Below are 18,638 nucleotides of genomic sequence, written 5' to 3' on the forward strand. Positions count from 1 at the left end.
GTACGGGGGGCGCTGACGTATGAAACCAAAAAAAGTGCCGCTGCGCAAATGTGTGGCATGCCAAGAAATGATGCCCAAAAAGCAGCTGATTCGCATTGTTAAAACGCCAGAGGATGAAGTGCTGATCGATTTGACTGGCAAAAAATCCGGACGTGGTGCCTATTTATGCGGCAAAGAGTCCTGTTTTAAGCTCGCACTCAAAAACCGGGCTTTGGATCGGGCGTTAAAAGGCAAAGTCTCACCTGAAATTTACGAGCAATTAGCAGCTGACTTCATCGCGGTTGAGGATGAATTCAAAGCAGCACAGGAGCGTGAACATGACTAATATTAAAACGCTGTCTTATTTGGGACTCTCTATGCGTGCAGGTAAACTTGTAACAGGTGAAGAAATTGTACTTAAAGCGATCCGTTCTTCCGAAGCTAAAATGGTTATTGTTGCGGGTGACGCCTCAGCCAATACACAAAAGAAATTTCGCGATAAATGCGGAACTTATAAGGTTCCTCTGTTGATCGGATTTGACCGGGATAGTCTGGGTTCAAGTATCGGTAAAGACACGCGTGTTGTTCTTGCAGTAACGGATCGAGGGTTTGCAAAAATGATCTCCAAGCAAGTCGGTATAATGTCGGAGGTGGAGTATATTGAGTAAACAGGAAAACAAGGATAAATTGCGAGTTTATGAATATGCGAAGTCCCTTAATATGAGTAGTAAAGAAATTATAACCATTCTTAAAAAGCTGGAAATTCCCGTAAACAATCATATGAGTGTCATGGAGAATGGTTCAGTCGGTAAGGTGGAACAATTTTTTAAAGATATAAAATCCACTGCTGCTTCGAAACAAGGCAACGATGCAAAACCAGTTGTTACTTCGGCAGTGCGCAGTGACAAACCAGTGGACAGCAACAAGCCGGCCGGCGGAGTGAACACGCCGAAGAGCAGTAACCCATCCGGTAGTCCCGTACAAACAAAAATACAACAGGAAAAGCAGGTAGGTATGAACAATAGACCAAATTCCAACAATAACAATGGCACCCAAAGACCCAGCGGCCAAGATAGCCGCAACAGAACGAACTCTTCCCAAGGCTCAAGCCAAGGAGGACAATCAACTAACCGTCCAAGACCAGCTCAAGGTGGACAAAGCAGTACTGCATCCCGTCCGCAAGGAACGGGTCAACGTCCGAATAACAGCGGTGGCGGTCAAGTAAGAACTTCAGGCCCTAACAGCGGTGGTAATACAGGTACTGCTGGCAACCGTAGCGGTGGTCAAGGTCAGAGCCAAGGACAAGGCCAACGTAGAAGCGGCCCAGGTGGTACTACTGGTAGCAACAACAATAGTGGTAACCGTTCGAACAGCGGTGGCGGTGGACGTCGTTATGATGACAACCGTGGCGGCAACTTCCGTGGTAACCGTGGTGGCAAGAACAACCGCAACAGAAATCAACAACAGTACCAACAACGTGAGAAAATTGATAACACACCTAAGAAAATCATCGTTCGTGGTGATATGACCGTTGGTGAAACAGCGAAGTTGCTCCATAAGGATGCTTCTGAAGTTATCAAAAAGCTCATCGCTATGGGTGTTATGGCAACAATCAACCAAGAGCTTGATATCGAAACGATCCTTCTGCTTTCAGGTGAATTCGGTGTTGAGGTTGAAGTGAAGATTGTGCTTGAAGATGACCGTTTCGAAACACTGGAAGAGAATGATGATGCTGCTGACTTGCAGGCTCGTCCACCAGTAGTTACGATCATGGGTCACGTTGACCATGGTAAAACTACTTTGCTGGATGCGATTCGTTCCACGAATGTATCCGATGGCGAAGCCGGCGGAATCACGCAACATATCGGTGCATATCAAGTTGAAATTAACAACAAAAAGATCACGTTCCTGGATACTCCGGGTCACGAAGCGTTTACAGCGATGCGTGCACGTGGCGCACAAGTTACGGATATGACGATTATTGTCGTAGCTGCGGATGACGGTGTTATGCCACAGACCATTGAGGCGATTAACCATGCCAAAGCTGCCGGGCTACCAATCATCGTGGCTGTCAACAAAATTGACAAGCCGGGCGCTGATCCAGATAAAGTGAAACAAGAACTAACCAGCTATGAACTCGTTCCTGAAGAGTGGGGCGGAGATACCATCTTTGTTAACGTGTCAGCGAAACAAAGAATGGGTCTGGAAGGTCTGCTTGAAATGATTCTGCTCGTTGCAGAAGTGAACGAATACAAAGCGAACCCGGACAAACGTGCCCGTGGTACAGTGATTGAAGCCGAGCTGGATAAAGGACGTGGCCCAGTTGCACGTATCCTCGTACAGCACGGTACATTGAAAGTCGGCGATGCTTTCGTAGCAGGTAACTGCTTCGGTCGTGTTCGTGCGATGGTCAATGACAAAGGTCGCAAATTGAAAGAAGCTGGACCTTCAACACCTGTAGAAATCACAGGTCTGACTGAAGTTCCAGGTGCGGGAGATCCATTCATGGTGTTTGAAGATGAGCGCAAAGCGCGTTCCATCGCTGACAAACGTTCTATCACGCAACGTGAATCCGATCTGGGTACGCATACTCGTGTGACGTTGGACGATCTGTTCCAGCACATCAAAGATGGCGAGATCAAAGATCTGAACGTAATCATCAAAGGTGATGTACAAGGTTCGGTTGAAGCATTGAAAGGTTCCCTTGCGAAGATCGAAGTTGAAGGTGTACGCGTGAAAATCATTCATAGCGGCGCTGGTGCAATCACAGAATCCGACATCATTTTAGCTGCAGCATCCAATGCTATCGTGATCGGTTTCAACGTTCGTCCTGATAACCAGGCGAAATCAACTGCAGATCAAGAGCAAGTAGACATTCGTCTGCATCGTGTGATCTACAGTGTTATTGAAGAAATTGAACAAGCGATGAAAGGTATGCTTGATCCGATCTACAAAGAAAAAGTTATCGGTCATGCTGAAGTTCGGAGCACGTTCTCCATCAGTAAAGTGGGTACCATCGCTGGTTGTATGGTTACCTCGGGTAAAATTACGCGTTCTGCGGAAGCACGCCTGATTCGTGATGGCATTGTCCTTTACGAAGGTAAGCTGGATTCCCTGAAACGTTATAAAGATGATGCCAAAGAAGTAGCACAAGGTTACGAGTGCGGTATCACACTTGATAAATATAATGATCTCAAAGAAGGCGACGTTATCGAAGCTTTCATTATGGAGACAGTACAACGATAAGCAAGGAAGCATGAGGTGAACAACAATGGCTAAGATTCGTACAGGTAGAGTGGGCGAGCAGATCAAGAAAGAAATAAGTCTGCTCATCCAGTCTGAACTGAAAGATCCACGTATCGGCTTTATTACGGTAACGGGAGTCGAAGTGACAGGAGACTTGTCGCAAGCCAAAGTTTATCTGAGTGTCTTCGGTGAACAGGAACAAAAAGATAACACGCTGAAAGCTCTGGCAAAAGCAAATGGATTTTTGCGTTCGGAGCTGGGCAAACGTATCCGGTTCCGGCATGTTCCCGAGTTGATATTTAAGATTGACGAATCCATCGCTTATGGCAGCCGAATTGAGAAGCTGCTTGGCGATATTGGTTCCGACAAGAACGAATCCCAGTAACAGAATAGAGGAGACGGCAATGCACACTTATGAACAGGCGCTCCAGGCCGGAAAGCAATTTCTGCTGGAGCATGATGATTACCTGGTCGTGTCGCATGTACAGCCGGACGGTGACGCAGTCAGCTCGACGGTAACGGTGGGCTGGCTGCTGTCATGTCTGGGTAAGACATTCACGATGATTAATGAAGGTGAAATCCCCGGGCGCATGCAATTTTTGTGGGAAGCAGGTAACATTGTGAACATGACCGAACAACCACCGCAGCGAAAATATAAAGCTGTTATCTGTGTGGATTGTGCAGACTTTGCCAGAGTAGGTTTGACACGTCATTATTTCGAAGATGATGCTGTTATCTTGAATATTGATCATCACCCTACAAATGACGGTTATGGTACAGTCAACATCATTAAGTCAGATGCTGCTGCTACGGCTGAAATCTTGTTCGATTTTCTTAACCTGTTCCAAGTAACATGGGATCAAGATGTTGCGACGGCAGTTTATACAGGATTGCTTACCGATACAGGTGGATTCCGCTATGCCAACACCAGCCCAAATGTAATGAAAACGGCCTCCAGACTGCTTGAGCATGGCGTGAATGGACCCTATCTCGCCCAGGCCTTGTTGGAGCAGGTGACTCTTCCGCAAGTTCGGATTTTGAATCAGGCACTATCAAGCCTGCAGATGACAGATGATGGAAAGATAGCCTGGGTTGTTATTACACCAGATGATATGGTGGCTTGTGGAGCAGCTAATGAAGATCTTGAAGGGGTAGTGAACTATCCGCGCAACATTCAGGGCGTGGAAGTTGGTATCTTTTTCAAAGTCATCAACGAGAATGCAGTCAAGGTTTCTTTGCGTTCAGCTGGTAAAATTGATGTTGCTGCACTAGCACAGACCTTTGGCGGAGGCGGGCATGTGCTCGCAGCCGGATGTCGTCTGGAAGGCAGACTTGATGATATTATCGCAAAAGTACTGAAGCAGGTGAATTCACAATGGTAAAGCTATTTGAAGGTGTACTTCCGGTATATAAACCGGCGGGTTTTACTTCTCATGATGTTGTAGCCAAAATGCGTCTAATTCTCAAAATGAAGCGCATTGGGCATACGGGCACACTTGACCCACAAGTTACAGGCGTTCTGCCGCTCTGTCTTGGACGGGCGACACGTGTGGTAGAGTACATGCAGGAGCTTCCGAAGGAATATCTGGCTACGCTCAGACTGGGACTGTCTACCGACACAGAGGATATGACAGGGGAAGTCATCGAGCGGGCTGAAACGACTGTGGAAGTAACACAGGAACAGGTTCAACAGGTGCTTGAGCAGTTTCTGGGCACGATCTCACAGGTACCACCCATGTATTCTGCGGTAAAGGTAGACGGCAAACGTCTTTATGAGCTTGCTCGTGAAGGTAAGACGGTAGAGCGTAAGAGCCGTGAGGTTACAATCTATGAGCTCGAACTTACAGGGATTGAGACTCAGGGTGAGACCACCGATATATCCTTCAGGGCCTTATGTTCAAAAGGTACTTATATTCGGACATTGTGTGTAGACATTGGCCGGCAACTCGGATATCCATCAACCATGGTTCAACTGGAGCGTACGATATCGGCAGGTATCTCTGCAGATCGTTGTCTTCGTATTGAAGAAGTGGAACAACTTATGGCTGACGGGACTTTGGCGGAGGCGCTGATTCCTGTTGACGAGGCTATTGCTTCAATTCCGGCCCATAAGGTTGGAGAAGAACTGACCAAAGGAGCACTGCAAGGTCAGAAACTGTCTGCGCGTCTTCTGGAACCGCCTGTGGAGCAACCTGGTTTGCTGCGGTTGTATGCTCAGGATGGTACGTTTCTGGGGATATTTGAGCGGGATGAACTAAAACCAACGGTGAGGGCAGTTAAAGTCTTTTTGCCGGAATAAAGAGGTTTCGGGCTTGGAGTTGTGGTGATGCTCTAGCTTGGCCTATCTAGTGAAATGCAGGTGAATGATTGTGAAAACCGTAATGCTAACCTATCCGCAGACGTTACATTCGACTGAGCTGAGCACACTGCCCCAAGTGCTTGCGATTGGTCAATTCGACGGACTGCATCTCGGACATGCAAGTGTCATTTTATCAGCTGTCCGCATTGCGCGGGAAACGGGCATGCAGGCAGCGGTCATGACCTTTCATCCACATCCGAAGGAAGTTATGCGCAAAGGGGATTACGAGGGTTATTTAACTCCCTTGAGAGATAAAGAAGAGATCTTGGCAGGAATGGGCGTTGATGTACTCTATGTGGTGGAGTTCAATGAAGATTTCTCACGGTTGACGCCGCAACAATTCGTACACGACTTGTTGATTCCTCTTCAGACACGAACAGCGGTGGTGGGTTTTGACTTCCGTTTTGGTCACAAGGGTGCAGGGGATGAACAACTTCTTCGTACTTTGGGAGAAGGAGAGATGATGGTGGAAACCGTTCCTCCTTTCTTGTTGAATGGTGAAAAAGTGAGCAGTTCTCTCATTCGTGGCCTGTTGAAGCGTGGGGAGATGGATGAGGCCAGTCAGTGGCTTGGCCGACCTTACAGCATCAGAGGAACCGTCATTCACGGGGAGAAGCGTGGACGAACGATTGGATTTCCTACAGCCAACCTTGAACTCACGGATCATTACGTTACCCCGTCGAAGGGTGTTTACGCTGTTCGTGTGCAGTATGGCGAACAGGAACTGCATGGCGTAATGAATCTCGGTGTGAAACCTACGTTTCACGAAAGTGGGATGAAACCTACGTTTGAAGTGCACCTGCTTGATTTTGATGGACACTTGTATGACCAGGAACTAAAGGTTGAGCTCGTTCACTATATTCGTGCAGAACGAAAGTTTGACTCCATTGAGGCATTGATTAGCCAGATTCGTGAAGATGCATTAACTGCCGGCCGCCTGTTATCTTAAAGGTTCAGGATTAAATGCATGTTTACATTTACTTTAACTAGGCAATTATGATATACTGTACTACGTTGTCGATTGAGGCAACATTAACCTTGGCTTGGTTGCTTGCTCTCACCGGCGGTGACGAGGCTAATGGCGATTATATTGAAGGAGGTGAACAGGATGGCATTGACTCAAGAACGTAAACAACAACTGATCGACGAGCACAAAACTCACGAGTCCGATACAGGATCTCCAGAGGTGCAAGTTGCTATCCTTACGGAAAACATCACAAGTTTGACAAACCACTTGCGTACGCATAAGAAAGACCACCACTCACGTCGTGGACTTTTGAAAATGGTAGGTCAACGTCGTAAGCTTTTGGCTTACGTGAAAAACAAAGATGTTAAACGTTACAGCGCACTGATCGAAAAACTCGGATTGCGTCGTTAATTATCGTACATGTTTTCAAAATCAACCTGGCTGTTATCCGTCATTCTTTTGTCTAAAAGGACAAGCGGAACTTACAGCCGGGTTGTTTTGTAGATGAACATGTTGCCATATATTTGTAGATGGGGCTCCGTGAGGAGCTTTTGTTGTGCAGGTTAGCATGTTGAAAGTTCCATACATAGCTAATGAATGCAGGACAAGCAGGAAATACTGTGAATATGCAGAATCCATTGAATTAGGAACGAATAAAAGGAGGGGTTTCATGGAACAGCGTGTTGAAATGCAGCTTGGTGGAAGAAAGCTTACGCTTGAGACCGGGCGTTTGGCCAAGCAGGCTAATGCTGCCGTTAAGGTAACATACGGGGATACCGTGGTATTGTGTACCGTGACAGCATCAAGTGAGCCGAAAGATCTGGACTTTTTCCCATTAACGGTGAACTATGAAGAAAGATTGTACGCCGTAGGTAAAATCCCGGGAGGATTTATTAAACGTGAAGGCAGACCGAGTGAGAAAGCCATTCTTTCAAGCCGTCTGACAGACCGTCCAATTCGTCCTTTGTTCCCGGAAGGCTTCCGGAATGATGTACAAGTTCTGAATATCGTTATGAGTGTGGATCAGGATTGCGAACCGCAAATCGCTGCAATGATTGGTACATCAGCAGCATTGAGCATTTCGGATGTTCCATTCAGCGGACCGATTGGTGGCGTGAAAGTTGGACGTATTGATGGCGAGTTCATCATTAACCCAACGATTGCACAGCTTGAAGTCAGTGATATTGAACTGGTCGTTGCAGGAACCAAAGATGCCATCATGATGGTTGAGGCCGAAGCAAACGAAGTGCCGGAAGAAGTGATGCTCGAAGCAATTATGTTTGGACATGATGAGATCCAAAATATTATTGCTGTAATCGAACAACTTGTGCAAGTTGCTGGAAAAGAAAAAATGGCTGTTAAGTTGCGTACCGTTAATGCTGAAGTTAACAGCAGTGTGCGTGAATTCGCCAGCGCTCGTCTGGTCGAAGCGGTTAAAATCGCCGAGAAACATGCTCGTCAAGATGCAATCGATGTAGTGAATGACGAAACCGTTGCTCACTTTGAAGAGAAATATATTGAAAGTCCGGAATTGTTCAAAGACGTGAAGGAAGTTCTGCACGATATCGTCAAAGAAGAAGTGCGTCGTCTGATCACGCATGATAAAGTTCGTCCGGATGGACGTGGACTTGCTGAAATTCGCCCAATTGAATGTGATACATCTCTGTTGCCACGTGCACATGGTACAGGACTGTTTACGCGCGGTCAAACGCAAGCACTTAGCGTTTGTACACTGGGTGCACTGGGTGATGTTCAGATTTTGGACGGAATCAGTCTTGAAGAAACGAAACGATTCATGCATCACTATAACTTCCCACCATTCAGCGTAGGTGAAGCTCGTCCATTACGTGCTCCAGGCCGTCGTGAAATCGGACATGGTGCTCTGGGTGAGCGTGCGCTTTCCAAAGTGATTCCTTCCGAAACGGATTTCCCATACACGATTCGTTTGGTATCTGAAGTTCTGGAATCCAACGGTTCATCATCTCAGGCAAGTATCTGTGCCAGCACTTTAGCTATGATGGATGCAGGTGTACCAATCAAAGCTCCAGTTGCGGGTGTAGCTATGGGTCTGATCAAAGATGGAGATCATGTATCCATTCTGAGTGATATTCAAGGTATGGAAGATCACCTCGGTGACATGGACTTTAAAGTAGCTGGAACACCTGAAGGTGTAACTGCAATCCAAATGGACATCAAAATTGCTGGTATTAATCGTCAAATTTTGTCTGATGCATTGGCGCAAGCCAAAGAAGGCCGTATGCACATTTTGGGCAAAATGAACGAAATTTTGAAAACTCCACGTGAGCAGTTATCACAATATGCGCCTAAAATTACAACGATGCATATCAATCCGGACAAAATCCGTGATGTTATTGGTGCAGGTGGTAAAATTATCAATAAAATCATCGAAGAAACCGGTGTTAAAATTGATATTGAACAGGATGGACGTGTCTTTATCGCTTCTTCCAACCAGGAGATGAATGATAAAGCCAAAGCGATTATCGAAGGTATTGTACGCGAAGTATTGGTCGGCGAGATTTATGTCGGCAAAGTAAAACGCGTAGAAAAATTCGGTGCATTTGTTGAAGTACTTCCGAACAAAGAAGGTCTGGTACACATCTCGCAACTGTCAACTGAACGTGTTGCCAAAGTGGAAGATGTTGTAGCTATCGGTGATTCCATTACGGTAAAAGTAACGGAAATTGACCCACAAGGTCGAATCAACTTGTCCCGTAAAGCAGTTTTGACTGCTGAAGCTCCGGCTCAATCCTAGGATACCGAAGCGACAGGTTATAAATGGATAGATTGAATGAAGAGACAGAATGTGAATTTCTGGCTCTTTTTTTAACGTTTAAATACGTAAAGCAAGGATGAAACCATGGCTTAGCATTCATATTTTTGCCCTTGTCCTCATATGATGGGGACAAAGACGGCGGGAGGATGGAGCTGTGGGAAACCAATCCAAAAAGCTGGCGGCTGTTCTGGCGGGTGTGACTGCGGTCATATTGATCGGACAAGTTGGCAGTGTACGTACATACATTACGGAGATCCGTGATGGGCCAGGTACGCAAAATGCTTTTGACATGTTTAAGGAGGCAACTGGAGAAGATGCGCTGTTGTCTGCGATTCGGGATAAAGCGGCTGAAACGAAAATTGCTCCGGTAAATGCCAGAGTGGATCGGGTATGGAAAGCGATTCCTGGTTATAATGGCATGGAGATTGATGTGGAAGCGACATACCGTAAGGCGCTGAGTGGAACGTTGAATACCAAAATAGCGTATGTCTACCGTCAGATTGAGCCGGAGATCCAGCTTAAGGATTTGGGTGCACATCCGATCTATCGGGGGAATGCAAACAAACCGATGGTTTCTTTTATGATTAATGTGGCCTGGGGGAACGAATACATCAAACCGATGCTGGATACGCTCGATGCCGAGAAAGTGAAGGCTACTTTTTTTCTGGATGGAAGTTGGTTAAGCAAAAATGTTGAACTGGCCAAAGAAATTCAGAAGCGTGGGCATGAGATGTCCAACCATGCATATTCTCACCCTAATATGAGTCGATTGAGCGCAGAACGGGCCAAGCTGGAAATTAGCAAAACCCAGGATCTGCTCCATAAAACACTGGGCGTAGAGAATCGTTGGTTTGCTCCGCCATCCGGTGACTTTAATCAGAAGACCGTTGACATTGCTTCATCCATGGGACTGCACACCGTGTTATGGACAGTAGATACTGTGGATTGGCGTAAGCCAAGCCCGGATGCCGTTGTTGCCAAAATTGCTAAAAATACCGAGGCTGGAACGTTAATTCTAATGCACCCTACAGCTGCTTCTTCGGGAGCTTTAAAGGGCATGATTCAATCCATACGGGCCAAAGGTTTGGTGCTCGGAACAGTAAGTGAGACGCTGTCTTCGGAACGTGTAAATACGTCTGCGGTTGAGTGAACGTTGTTTTTTTGTTAATATCAAACAGTTGGAACCAAATGTCGATTTCAATTTTAAGGTTGAGATCAAGGCAATTATAGAGATGTAGGAGGGCCAACCATGAAAAAAATTCAGCTGGGCAATGGCCTCAGAGTTGTCATGGAACAGATACCGACCTGCCGTTCTGTGTCTTTCGGAATATGGGTCAAGACAGGTTCGCGCAATGAGCAACCTGCAAGTAACGGAGTATCACATTTTATTGAACACATGTTATTCAAGGGAACAGATCGTTATGATGCCAAGGCGATTGCGGAGCAGTTCGATGCGATTGGCGGTAACGTGAATGCATTCACTTCCAAAGAATATACGTGTTATTATGCTAAAGTGTTGGATGAACATTTGCCGATTGCGGTTGATGTATTGTCTGATATGTTTTTCCGCTCCAAAATGGATGATGGTGAATTGATCAAGGAGAAAAACGTCATTCTGGAAGAAATCTCGATGTATGAAGATACGCCTGATGATATGGTTCATGATCTGATGGCCTTGGCCGCCTATGGTGAGCATCCACTCGCATACCCAATCCTGGGTACGGAAGAACGTCTCAAAGCGATGGATTCCAGCCATCTGCGTGCATATATGAAGGAGCACTACACGATTGAGAACACGGTCATTAGTATCGCGGGTAATATTGATGACAGTGTAATCGATCTGATGGAGAAGCATTTTGGTGCTTTTGATGTAAATGGAGTATCGGAAGCAGTCACGATGCCAGCCTTCCAAAGCGGACAGCTCTTTCACAAAAAGAAAACGGAACAGAATCATATCTGTATTTCGTTCCCGGGCTGTAAAATCGGAGATCCGTTGCAATTCGCTATGGTTGTTCTGAATAACGCCATTGGTGGAGGCATGAGCTCCAGGCTGTTCCAGGAAATTCGTGAGAAACGGGGGCTTGCGTACTCCGTGTATTCCTATCATAGCTCTCATGCGGACAGCGGACTTTTCACGATATACGCAGGTACAGCACCGAAACAGACCAAAGAAGTGCTAGATCTGACCAAAGAGGTTCTACGCGACCTGGCTGTTAACGGCTTGTCCGAAGATGAACTTCGTAAAGGAAAAGAACAGCTGAAAGGCAGCTTGATTCTAAGCTTGGAAAGCACAGGCAGTCGCATGAATCGTCTGGGTAAAAACGAGCTCATGCTGGGCAGACACCATACACTGGATGAGATGATTGCCAAAATTGAGCAAGTTACCATGGACGATATTAACGCGGTACTAGATCTGATGTTTGCTGAACCTTTTGCACTTGCTATGGTTGGCGCTTCAGATAAGACGATCGCTGGATTGAGAAGGGATGATTTTGTTGCATTACGTTCAAATACAGAAACTGCCGGGCAATGAAGATATTAAACTGCCTCAAAAAATGTCGGAGCTGGCATCCGGCTTTGATGTAGTAGCTGCACTTCAGGAAGACGTTGTATTGCAGCCGGGTCAGCGTACGCTGATTCCTACCGGACTTGCGATGGCAATGCCAGCTGGATTGGAAGCACAGATCCGTCCTCGGAGCGGACTGGCTTTCAAACATGGTATTACCTGCCTCAATACACCGGGGACCATTGATGCGGATTATCGCGGAGAAGTTAAAGTTCTGTTGATTAATCTGGGTCAGGAACCGTTCACGATTGTACGGGGAGAGCGCATCGCACAGATCGTCTTCCAGACCGTGCCTGCGGTTGAATTGACGGAAGTGAATGAACTTTCGGAAACGGTACGTGGTGAAGGTGGATTCGGTCATACTGGGAAATAAGCAGCGTAAATATACCTATTCTTTAGAGTCGTCCCTGACAGGGGCGGCTCTTTTTTACATTTGAGAAACGGACGGTGGAATGCAATTATTGTTTTCACCCCCCTGTGGGCCCCTGCATACGATAAGGCATACATGTGGTGAAAGGAGTGACGTCCCGATGCTGACCGGAGTCCGGATTGTAGTCCTGGGCGGAGATGCGCGGCAGCTTGAAGTCATTCAAAAGTGCGCTGAGCTGGATGCAACGGTAAGTGTGGTGGGTTTCGATAAAATAGAGCGTTCCATTCCAGGGATCGAGCACCAGGAACTGGAGGATGAAGTGTTTGCTTCCGCAGATGTACTCGTACTGCCAGTTGTCGGTTGCGATGAGCAGGGAAAAGTAAGTACTTCATTTAGTGACACACCGATCTATCTGAAAAAGGAACATATTGCAGCATTACCAGAGCATTGTATTGTGTTCACGGGTATGGCAAAGCCATTCTTGCGCGAACTTTGTCTTGAAAATGGGCTGCGACTTGTTGAAGTACTTGATCGTGATGATATTGCACTTTATAACTCTATTCCAACAGCTGAGGGAGCCATCGCCATAGCTATTCGGGAGACGGACTTCACAATCCATGGTTCGGAATGCATTGTGCTTGGCATTGGTCGAACAGGATTCACAATGGCCAAAACACTGCAGGGACTTGGAGCAAATGTACGGGTGGGAATCAGGCGGGAAGAGGATGTTGCCCGCGCTACAATAATGGGCTGGAAGCCTTTCATAACAACGGATTTGGCCGCTCAGACCGGGGAAGTTGACTTGCTTTTTAATACGATACCGACTATGATAATCACAGCACAAATCCTGTCCAGAATGCCGCAAAAGGCTGTCATTATCGACCTCGCATCCGCTCCTGGCGGCTGTGATTTCAGGTATGCCGACAAACGCGGTATTAAAGCGCTACTTGCGCCAGGCCTCCCCGGCATTGTTGCTCCCAAAACGGCTGGCGGCATTATTGCCGACGCGTTGATCCGTTTGCTTTTGGAAGAACAGAACGCACGGGAGGTTAAATCATGAACTGGCAGGGAAAAACGGTAGGTTATGCAATTACGGGTTCTCATTGTACGTTTGAAGAGGTTATGCCGGTAATTAGCCGCTTCGTAGCTGAAGGTGCCAACGTCATTCCAATTATTTCGAATTCGGTTCTGACGACGGATACACGCTTCGGTACGGCGCAAAATTGGCAAAAACAGTTGAAAGATATAACAGGTAATGATATCATTTCTACAATTGTTGAAGCGGAGCCATTAGGGCCTTCCAAGCTGCTTGATGTGCTGGTTATTGCTCCATGCACAGGGAATACAACAAGCAAGCTGGCTAATGCGATGACCGACAGTCCAGTGCTAATGGCAGCCAAAGCGCAGATGCGCAATCAGCGTCCACTTGTGCTCGCGATTTCCACGAATGACGGTCTGGGCTTGAATGCTGCGAATATCGCCAAATTGCTCGTGGCTAAATACTTGTATTTTGTGCCATTTGGGCAGGACGATCCAGTGAAAAAACCAAACTCGTTAGTCGCCAAAATGGAATTGATTCCAGAGGCTTGCTGGAGTGCTCTTGAGGGCAAACAGTTGCAGCCGATGATTGTGGAGCGTTCTTCACAGGCTTGATGGAACAATGATTCGGTGACAACGTTTATGCGCTTGGAGAAATGAAGAAGGGTTCGAGAGACAAAGAAAATCATGGGGGACAATATGCTGGATTGAACAGCTACTATGTCCACGTTCCTGTCTATAAGGCATTCCTGCTTGCGGGCAGTACAGGTTAAGCAAGCGGGAGAGGTCTATTGTGAATGTATGCATCATGACCTCGATAACAACCGCGACCTTTGATTTGCAATTGTCCCAGACAATTACAAAAAATAAGGAGCGGCATGGAATGCCGTATAAAATGCTGAAATTATCGCATCAGAACGCTCCCTAGAGTGATCCATTTGTTGATTTGACCCGTGTCCAGTCTTCTTGCGTACACAAATGGAGGAATAAAGATGCGTATCATGGTACAGAAATTCGGAGGCACGTCTCTCTCCACTGTTCAGGCGAGAGAGCATGTGCTCCGTCATGTTAAACGTGAACTTGAAGCAGGATTGAGTCTGGTCATCGTTGTGTCTGCGATGGGGCGCCGCGGCGAGCCATATGCGACCGATACGTTGCTGGACTGGGCTGCACAGAACGGAAACGCACTATCCGCACGCGAAAAGGATTTACTGCTGTGCTGTGGTGAAATCATATCGGCGACAACGTTGAGCAGTTTACTCGAACATGAAGGCATTCCAACTACAGTGCTGACCGGTGCACAAGCAGGTTTTGTGACGGACGACAATTTCGGGAATGCCCGGATATTGGATGTCCGTCCTGTTCGTGTGTTGGAGCAGCTTCAGCTTGGCCGTGTCGTTGTTGTAACCGGATTCCAGGGGCAAACAGAGAACGGAGACTTCACGACACTGGGTCGTGGGGGAAGCGATACGTCTGCTACAGCTCTCGGTGCAGCATTACGTGCTGAAATGGTGGATATATACACAGATGTGAACGGGATACTCACCGCTGATCCGCGAATTGTTGAGGATGCACGTCCACTGACTGTTGTGAGTTATGCAGAGATCTGTAACATGGCCCACCACGGGGCCAAGGTAATCCATCCACGAGCAGTTGAGATTGCGATGCAATCCCAGATTCCAGTGCGGGTAAGATCTACTTTTGCAGACACGGAAGGAACGCTGGTTACGCATCCGGAAGGATTCCAGGATGTGCAGACAGGCATTGTTGACCGTTATGTAACAGGCATCGCCTACGTGAGCAATGTAACGCAAATTACGGTGGATGTGCCTGGTGGTGCAGATCGATTGCAACTAAAAGTGTTCAAAACCATGGCTGAGAATTCAATCAGCGTTGATTTTATTAATGTTACCCCCTCGGGAGTTGTCTATACGGTATTTGACAGTGATTCCGAGAAAGCCATACAGGTATTGCAGGAGATAGGTCTCAAGCCACAAAGTCTGTCCGGTTGTGCCAAAGTGTCCGTCATTGGCGGAGGCATTAATGGTGTACCTGGAATCATGGCTCGAATCGTGGAGTCCTTGACACTGGCAGACATTCAGATCCTGCAATCGGCAGATTCGAATACAACGATCTGGGTACTCGTAAAAAAAGAAGATATGGTTCAGGCCCTGAGGGCACTTCACGCCTCATTCGAACTTCATTTGTAAATAACTGAAGTTAGAGGAGCCAAACCTGTTTTGAAGGAGGAATCGAATTGGACTTTGGAAGATTGATTACAGCAATGGTCACTCCGTTCAATGAACAAGGAGAGATTCATTGGGAGGAAACGGCACGTCTAATCGACTATCTGATTGTAGATCAAAAGTCGGAGACGCTTGTGGTTTCTGGAACAACAGGGGAGTCTCCAACACTTAGTGATACTGAGAAAGTTCAATTATTCGAATTTGCAGTGAAACATGCGGCCGGTCGGTGCAAAATTATAGCCGGAACAGGAAGCAATAACACTGCACATTCCATCCATTTGACACAGGAAGCTGAACGTGCCGGAGTGGATGGCGTTTTGTTGGTTGTTCCGTATTACAACAAACCTAGCCAAGAAGGTTTGTTCAAACATTTTGAAGCGATTGCAGGCTCCACCAAGCTGCCAATTATGCTCTACAACGTGCCTGGGCGTACAGTAACCAGCCTGTCAGCAGAGACAACGCTTCGTCTTGCACAGATTCCTAACATCGTCGCTACGAAGGAATGTGCGTCTATGGAGCAGGTTACGCTGATTGCAGCAAGTGCTCCAGAAAATTTCAGAGTTTATTCCGGGGATGATGCTTCAGGCTTACCAGCGATTGCAGTTGGAGCACATGGAATTGTCAGTGTGGCCAGTCATGTCGTAGGGGCAGAAATGAAGAAAATGATTGACGCCTTCTATGGCGGAGCACCTCTTCAGGCTGCTCAGATTCATCAGCAGTTGTTCCCGGTGTTCAAAGGCCTGTTTGAGTGTCCACAGCCTCTACCAAACCCCGTAGCGGTGAAATATGCGCTGACATTGCGTGGTCTAGACGTTGGTTCCGTACGGTTGCCCCTTATTCCGCCAACGGAAGAGGAGCAGGTTTATATCAAAGGTTTGCTTAATTTGTAATCATTTTGGTTGTATATGGACTATTTTATTAATCATGGGAATATCCTTCAGATCAGCAAAAGAACCGCTCCTCTTCGTAGAGGCTGCGGTTCTTTTTTTTACGAGTAATGTAAGGTTTCTTTTCCACTGCTAAGGGGAAACCTACAGGTTAACGAGAGAGTGACTTGTTTTTTTTGTTTTTAATCATGTATAATGATGTCAAGTGACTGGGTGCGGTATTTTTTTGAAATTGAAAGCGACATCGCTTCGTGGTGTAGCTTTGCGGTGAAAAAGGAAGGAACGGCTAAGAGGGAATTTCAATTCCAACTTGTTGGTCAAAGGGAATAACTTCGAAGAACTTCTTCCAAATATCGTGAATAAAGGTGTTCTTTTGCATTCATCCCGATAGGTGGGTATGTGATGTATGGACTACTTTTCTTAACTTACAATAAATAATAAGGTACGACGTCCAACTACCATAGGAGGTTTAGATTCATTTGTCTAAGAAAAATAATAACGATAAACTGATGATTTTTGCTTTGGGCGGCGTAGGCGAGATTGGTAAAAACATGTACGTCATCCAATACGCCAACGACATTGTAGTCGTAGATGCTGGTCTTAAATTCCCGGAAGAAGATATGCTTGGTATTGATATTGTCATCCCTGACATTTCTTACCTGACTGAGAACCGTGACAAAGTAAGAGGAATCATCCTTACTCACGGACATGAGGATCACATTGGTGGTCTGCCATATGTTCTCAAACATCTGAATGTTCCTGTATACGGAACAAGACTTACGCTTGGACTTGTAGAAAACAAGTTGAAAGAAGCGAATTTGCTGGGTGATACAAAACGTATTCTGATTGATGCTGATTCCGAGATCCAACTTGGATCTGTTCTGAAAGCATCGTTCTTCGCTACTAACCATAGTATTCCGGATTCTGTTGGTGTATGTGTCGAAACACCGGAAGGTGCAGTTGTTCACACAGGTGACTTCAAATTCGACCATACTCCAGTCAATGGTCAATATGCAGATCTTCAGCGTATGGCACAGATCGGAACAAATGGCGTGTTAGCGCTGTTGTCCGATAGTACAAACGCTGAGAAACCTGGATTCACACCATCGGAGAAAAATGTGGGTATCGTGCTGGAAGATATCTTCCGTAAAGCAAGTCAACGTGTTGTTGTGGCGACATTTGCTTCCAACGTACACCGTATCCAACAGGTGATCAATGCAGCAGAAGTGACTGGACGTAAAGTTGCAGTTATCGGACGCAGCATGGTGAACGTGGTTGGTATTGCTTCAGAACTGGGTTATCTTGAGATTCCGGATGGCATGATCATTGAGCCTGAAGAAGTAGGCAAGATGGCAGCTGATCGTGTCGTGATTCTCTGCACAGGAAGTCAAGGAGAGCCAATGTCAGCACTGACACGTATGGCTCGTTCCACACACCGTAAAGTGGACATCCTGCCAGGTGACACCGTCATTATCGCAGCAACACCGGTTCCAGGTAATGAAAAATATGTAGGCCGTACGATTGATGAACTGTTCCGTCTGGGCGCTAACGTGCATTACAGCGGTGCTAACAGTGGCGTCCACGTATCTGGTCACGGTAGCCAGGAAGAGCTGAAACTGATGCTCAACCTGATGAAACCGAAATTCTTCTTGCCAATTCACGGTGAATTCCGTATGCAGCGTCGCCACGCGGTTCTTGCTGAATCTGTAGGGGTAGAACCTGAGAACATTTTCATCACGGATATCGGTGAAGTGATTGAAATTCAAGGTGGAGTAGCACGTAGAGCAGGTAAAGTTACTGCAGGTAATGTGTTGATCGATGGCTTGGGTGTAGGCGATGTGGGTAACATTGTACTTCGTGACCGCAAATTGTTGTCACAAGATGGTATCCTTGTTGTTGTGGTAACACTGAGCAAACAGGATGGAAAAATTGTTTCCGGTCCTGACATCATCTCTCGCGGATTTGTGTATGTACGTGAATCGGAAGGACTATTGGATGAGGCCAACCGGATCGTTAGCAGCACATTGCAGAAATTGATGAGTGAGAACGTTAACGAGTGGGCTTCACTCAAAACAAATGTTAAAGATGCACTGGGACGCTTCCTGTATGAGCAAACTCGTCGTAGACCGATGATTTTGCCAATCATTATGGAAGTTTAAAATAAGCTAAACAAAAACATATATTCA

Annotated in this window: 17 protein-coding genes; all 17 read left to right on the forward strand. The window is 46.6% G+C overall.

The annotated features are described in order from the left end of the window. Positions 1-19: 19 nt before the first annotated feature. Positions 20-325, forward strand: coding sequence for an RNase P modulator RnpM (gene rnpM, locus MHI52_RS11730; protein WP_017689143.1), 306 nt, complete (start codon positions 20-22; stop codon positions 323-325). Continuing rightward, positions 318-647, forward strand: a complete 330-nt coding sequence (locus MHI52_RS11735) for a ribosomal L7Ae/L30e/S12e/Gadd45 family protein (RefSeq protein ID WP_017689142.1) — start codon at positions 318-320, stop codon at positions 645-647. Before rnpM ends, MHI52_RS11735 begins: the two co-directional genes overlap by 8 nt. Continuing rightward, entirely contained in the window at positions 640-3,225 is a 2,586-nt protein-coding gene (infB, locus tag MHI52_RS11740; RefSeq protein ID WP_405159049.1) for a translation initiation factor IF-2, read from the forward strand. Before MHI52_RS11735 ends, infB begins: the two co-directional genes overlap by 8 nt. A 25-nt stretch (positions 3,226-3,250) precedes the next feature. Further along, on the forward strand, positions 3,251-3,610 hold the full coding sequence (gene rbfA, locus MHI52_RS11745) for a 30S ribosome-binding factor RbfA (RefSeq protein ID WP_017689140.1): 360 nt from the start codon (positions 3,251-3,253) through the stop codon (positions 3,608-3,610). A 19-nt stretch (positions 3,611-3,629) separates the two neighbouring features. Further along, positions 3,630-4,607 carry a bifunctional oligoribonuclease/PAP phosphatase NrnA gene (locus MHI52_RS11750; protein WP_405159050.1) on the forward strand — a complete coding sequence of 326 codons (978 nt, stop codon included), beginning with the start codon at positions 3,630-3,632 and terminating at the stop codon, positions 4,605-4,607. Continuing rightward, positions 4,601-5,524 carry a tRNA pseudouridine(55) synthase TruB gene (gene truB / locus MHI52_RS11755; RefSeq protein ID WP_405159051.1) on the forward strand — a complete coding sequence of 308 codons (924 nt, stop codon included), beginning with the start codon at positions 4,601-4,603 and terminating at the stop codon, positions 5,522-5,524. Before MHI52_RS11750 ends, truB begins: the two co-directional genes overlap by 7 nt. 70 nt (positions 5,525-5,594) lie before the next feature. After that, complete coding sequence (locus MHI52_RS11760; protein ID WP_390925166.1) at positions 5,595-6,533, forward strand: bifunctional riboflavin kinase/FAD synthetase; 939 nt, start codon at positions 5,595-5,597, stop codon at positions 6,531-6,533. Between the two features lie 159 nt (positions 6,534-6,692). Next, positions 6,693-6,962 carry a 30S ribosomal protein S15 gene (gene rpsO / locus MHI52_RS11765; protein WP_036609297.1) on the forward strand — a complete coding sequence of 90 codons (270 nt, stop codon included), beginning with the start codon at positions 6,693-6,695 and terminating at the stop codon, positions 6,960-6,962. Positions 6,963-7,221: 259 nt separating this feature from the next. After that, a complete protein-coding gene (gene pnp / locus MHI52_RS11770) occupies positions 7,222-9,324 on the forward strand; it encodes a polyribonucleotide nucleotidyltransferase (RefSeq protein WP_036670397.1) in 2,103 nt (700 codons plus the stop codon). 175 nt (positions 9,325-9,499) lie between these two features. After that, positions 9,500-10,495: a polysaccharide deacetylase family protein gene (locus MHI52_RS11775; RefSeq protein WP_127543747.1), complete on the forward strand. Its 996-nt coding sequence runs from the start codon at positions 9,500-9,502 to the stop codon at positions 10,493-10,495. A gap of 99 nt (positions 10,496-10,594) precedes the next feature. Further along, a complete protein-coding gene (locus tag MHI52_RS11780; protein ID WP_036670399.1) occupies positions 10,595-11,878 on the forward strand; it encodes a pitrilysin family protein in 1,284 nt (427 codons plus the stop codon). Further along, complete coding sequence (gene dut, locus MHI52_RS11785; RefSeq protein ID WP_017689132.1) at positions 11,838-12,284, forward strand: dUTP diphosphatase; 447 nt, start codon at positions 11,838-11,840, stop codon at positions 12,282-12,284. The genes MHI52_RS11780 and dut overlap by 41 nt, the downstream gene beginning before the upstream one ends. A 157-nt stretch (positions 12,285-12,441) precedes the next feature. Continuing rightward, on the forward strand, positions 12,442-13,341 hold the full coding sequence (gene dpsA, locus MHI52_RS11790) for a dipicolinate synthase subunit DpsA (RefSeq protein WP_405159052.1): 900 nt from the start codon (positions 12,442-12,444) through the stop codon (positions 13,339-13,341). Next, complete coding sequence (locus MHI52_RS11795) at positions 13,338-13,934, forward strand: dipicolinate synthase subunit B (RefSeq protein WP_062833836.1); 597 nt, start codon at positions 13,338-13,340, stop codon at positions 13,932-13,934. Before dpsA ends, MHI52_RS11795 begins: the two co-directional genes overlap by 4 nt. 377 nt (positions 13,935-14,311) lie before the next feature. Continuing rightward, entirely contained in the window at positions 14,312-15,529 is a 1,218-nt protein-coding gene (gene dapG / locus MHI52_RS11800; RefSeq protein ID WP_017689129.1) for an aspartate kinase, read from the forward strand. Positions 15,530-15,576: 47 nt separating this feature from the next. After that, the gene (gene dapA, locus MHI52_RS11805) at positions 15,577-16,455 is read left to right on the forward strand and encodes a 4-hydroxy-tetrahydrodipicolinate synthase (protein WP_405159053.1); all 879 of its coding nucleotides are present in this window, start codon (positions 15,577-15,579) and stop codon (positions 16,453-16,455) included. Positions 16,456-16,931: 476 nt separating this feature from the next. Beyond that, complete coding sequence (locus MHI52_RS11810) at positions 16,932-18,611, forward strand: ribonuclease J (protein WP_405159054.1); 1,680 nt, start codon at positions 16,932-16,934, stop codon at positions 18,609-18,611. Positions 18,612-18,638: the final 27 nt, after the last annotated feature.

It is taken from the genome of Paenibacillus sp. FSL H8-0283, from assembly GCF_045040675.1.
Taxonomy (GTDB): domain Bacteria; phylum Bacillota; class Bacilli; order Paenibacillales; family Paenibacillaceae; genus Paenibacillus; species Paenibacillus amylolyticus.